Annotated in this window: 4 protein-coding genes; 2 read left to right on the forward strand and 2 right to left on the reverse strand. The window is 50.7% G+C overall.

Annotation, left to right across the window (positions count from 1 at the left end; genetic code table 11):
- Window positions 1-96: 96 nt before the first annotated feature.
- Together FHR87_RS18725 and mobI are read right to left on the reverse strand one after the other, a co-directional pair.
- Entirely contained in the window at window positions 97-339 is a 243-nt protein-coding gene (locus tag FHR87_RS18725; RefSeq protein ID WP_183168280.1) for a hypothetical protein, read from the reverse strand.
- A gap of 16 nt (window positions 340-355) precedes the next feature.
- Window positions 356-901, reverse strand: coding sequence for a conjugative transfer protein MobI(A/C) (gene mobI, locus FHR87_RS18730; protein WP_183168281.1), 546 nt, complete (start codon window positions 899-901; stop codon window positions 356-358).
- Window positions 902-1,708: 807 nt separating this feature from the next.
- Between mobI and FHR87_RS18735 the strand changes: the two genes are divergently transcribed.
- Window positions 1,709-2,689 carry a ParM/StbA family protein gene (locus tag FHR87_RS18735; RefSeq protein ID WP_183168282.1) on the forward strand — a complete coding sequence of 327 codons (981 nt, stop codon included), beginning with the start codon at window positions 1,709-1,711 and terminating at the stop codon, window positions 2,687-2,689.
- Window positions 2,690-2,699: 10 nt separating this feature from the next.
- Window positions 2,700-3,005 (forward strand): hypothetical protein, encoded by a 306-nt coding sequence (locus FHR87_RS18740; RefSeq protein ID WP_183168283.1) that lies wholly within the window; start codon window positions 2,700-2,702, stop codon window positions 3,003-3,005.
- The last annotated feature ends 316 nt before the right edge of the window (window positions 3,006-3,321 follow it).

The following is a 3,321-nucleotide window of genomic DNA, read 5'->3' on the forward strand; positions in this document are numbered from 1 at the left end:
ATAGCCAGTGAAAGGAGAGCGAGAACAGGGGCAACTTACGCTGCCGCGCTATTCCTCCCCGCACTAAAAGTACGGGGTCTCTCGCGCAAAATACGTTCAGAGAATGGCCAGCGCGATACCAAACAAGATCAGTAGCAACGCAACGACAATGTAAAACACGGCATCGGTTTCCTGTTGCTCCTTTCGAGCACCTGCCGTCATGTATCGCTTTACAGCAGCCTCGTGACTGAAATGTTCCATCTCTCCTCGCAGCCTCAACGTTGCTCCCGCATGGCTATCTGCAGATCTGGGTTTGCGTGACTGGGCAGATACTGCTTGAGTGACCGTTCTCGTTTTCATGCTCAGTTCCTGGGGGTTAGGCGTTGTAGCTTCGCTCAACCAGGCGCTCGTATTCCGCAAGCGCCCGGCGTAGCTTGGCAAGAGCCTGGGAACGCATACGAACCAGCTCGTACCGATCCTCGACCCGCTCGATCACGTTCAATTCCCAATGCCGGGCCTTTTGAAACCGGCTCTTGGGGTATCGAAATCCTGCTCCCTTCTCGAGATACGTGGAGAGCACTCGCTTTTTCGCGTCAGCAGGCGCATTTCGATCATTGAAAAATGTATTGATGTACCACTCACACTGGATCGAGTTGTTCTTGATCCGTGTTCTTGTGCCAACGCGGCCTTGATCTTCAGCCTCATCGCGCATGGCTATGTTGTATTGCCAGAACGCATCGCTCGCCTTCATCGCATCCAGCGCGCAAATCCGCAGCTCATGCTCTATCAGTTGTTGTACTGAACGAACAAAGGCCGTCGACTCGGCCTCCAGCTCATCGAGCGTCACGTCAGCACGATCCGCCTGTCGCTTGGAATCCAGTAGTTTTTCCAGATGATCCTGAGGGATCTGATTTATCGTCATATCAACACATCCTATCCTGCCCCTGTTCCTGACCAATTCCTTCCCAAACTACTATCTATTTGGAACATCAGCATGAATGTCCCAAATAGGAAAATAGCCAATATAGAGGCTGAAAAATAAGAGATCAATCTCTATCTATTTGGGACATTTAACCAATGTCCTATATGGGAATTTTGATCAATATCCCAAATAGAGTTTTTGCGCGTTCTGATGACTAGCCATACAGACGCCATTTCTATTTATTTGGGATATTTAACCAATGTCCCATATGGAAATTTTGATTAATGTCCCAAATACAACTCGACGGACTGGTGTTGCCTCATCCACCAATCATGATGAGGTGACGCTGCATCGATCCTAAAGTGACTGTGGAATGACTTTGCGAACAGATGGTGAATAGGGAGGGTGGCATGCGGGTTAGGCGTGATTGAAAAGTGACTGAGAAATCGCTTTTCGATGAGCTTTTGAGCTGGGCATGGATGTGATGGCCGAAGGGCGATGTGCGTTCTATCGAAAAGCGATCCTGAAGTGACTGTGGAATGACTTTGCGAACAGATGGTGGATAGGGAGGGTGGCATGCGGGCTAGGCGTGATCGAAAAGTGACTGAGAAATCGCTTTTCGATGAGCTTTTGAGCTGGGCATGGACGTGATGGCAGAAGGGCAGGAATTACCCCATCGAGAAGCCATTAAAAAGTTATTTTTTGGCCGTTTTGGGGCAACTCCGCATGCCAGTGATTAAGCCGATGGTCGGTAATCTATTCACCTACATCGAAAAGTTGTTTTTCGATCGCTTTTGGAGCTCGTGAATGTTTGCCCTTGGCTTGGATATTGGTTATTCGAATCTGAAGTTGGCGTTCGGTGAGAAAGGTTCGTCCCCCCAAACGTTGGCATTACCTGCTGGAGCAGGACCTCTGGAATTGTTGCCTCAGCGGCTCAATGGCGGTGTTGCGCAAGATGTCATCCAGGTAACGGTCAATGATCAGAAATGGGTCGCGGGTGTTGAACCTGAACGCCTGCAGGGGTGGGACCGAGAATTACATCTTGACTACCCTAACTCGCATTCGTACCGGGCCTTGTTTTATGCAGGGTTGCTGCTGACCGAACGAGAGAGAATCGACGTGTTGATTACAGGGTTGCCCGTGAATCAGTATTTCGATGCCGAGCGACGTAAAACGCTTATTGAACGCTTGAAGGGAGAGCACGCCATCACCCCCAAGCGAACCGTCACGGTGGAATCTGTCATCGTGATTCCCCAGCCAGCGGGTGCCTATATGGATGTGGTGAATTCACAAGCTGGAGAGCCGTTGCTGGAAATCCTGCAGGAAGGACGGACAATCGTTATTGATCCAGGCTTTTTCAGTGTTGACTGGGTGGCGCTTGAACAAGGCGAGATTCGAGATAAAAGCTCAGGTACCAGCCTGAAGGCCATGTCGATGTTGCTTGAAGAAATCAATCGACTGATTCAGGAGGATCATGGTGCGTGTCCCGGAGTCGACAAGCTTGAAAAGGCTATTCGAGCCGGTAAGCGAGAGCTGATCCTGTTGGGGCAGTCTGTGCCATTCCAGGAATATTTCGATCAGGCATCCCGGAAGGTGGCAGCCAATGCCTTGATTCCGATGAGACGTTCCATGCGTGAGGACGGCGTGCAGACGGATATTGTCTTGCTGGCAGGTGGCGGAGCTGAAGCGTATCGAAGTGCCGCCCAGGAAATTTTCCCGAACAGTCATCTCGTGGTCAGCGATGACGCCGTACTCGCCAACGCGAGAGGTTTCTGGCACTGCGCCTGAGGAAAAGTCGATGGACGATAAAAAATGGGATGGTCGTATCACCAACATAAAGGTATCTGATCGAACCTATCCGGAGCTCTATAACGAGTTGGCCATGATGCAGTACAAAGAAAGAAGTGATCGGCTCAAGCTGCTGGCCTACATGGGGTTGATGTCGCTATCACGGCCAATGGCGGTTACTCCGGTAGCCCTCCTGGCACTGGCCACACAGCCCGTAGTGGACCAGGCAGAAGATCAATCATTAGGGCAAGAGCAAGAGTCAGCAGCTTTTGCTAAACACAGTTTGAAAGGCAAACTCTTGGGATCTATCGGTTAGGTGGTGTGCGGCAGGGAATCTCTCTGCCTAAGGCTTCCATGCTAAGCCTCAACTCGGAGAATTGATCAGGATGATCTTGATGGTGATGTTCTTGAGGCAATCTAAGATTCTCTCGATCTCCTCATACTGTCGGTCGCCATCCGAGCGACAGCAAAATTTCAAGGTTTTCCTGACCGGCCTCAGTTGCAATCAGCGTAGGCACAAGACCGATAACTGCGAGTAGCTACACCTACACATTTTCGGCACTGCGGTAGAACTCCATAGTGGCCGCAATATCGGCATCGCCCAAACCACGCGACACCAGCCACCTATTCAG

The organism is Azomonas macrocytogenes (genome assembly GCF_014191985.1).
GTDB classification, from domain to species: domain Bacteria; phylum Pseudomonadota; class Gammaproteobacteria; order Pseudomonadales; family Pseudomonadaceae; genus Azomonas; species Azomonas macrocytogenes.

Coding starts and splice junctions, on each gene's coding strand:
- FHR87_RS18725 (WP_183168280.1), bottom strand. CDS start 339: ATGAAAACGAGAACGGTCACTCAAGCAGTATCTGCCCAGTCACGCAAA.
- mobI (WP_183168281.1), bottom strand. CDS start 901: ATGACGATAAATCAGATCCCTCAGGATCATCTGGAAAAACTACTGGAT.
- FHR87_RS18735 (WP_183168282.1), top strand. CDS start 1,709: ATGTTTGCCCTTGGCTTGGATATTGGTTATTCGAATCTGAAGTTGGCG.
- FHR87_RS18740 (WP_183168283.1), top strand. CDS start 2,700: ATGGACGATAAAAAATGGGATGGTCGTATCACCAACATAAAGGTATCT.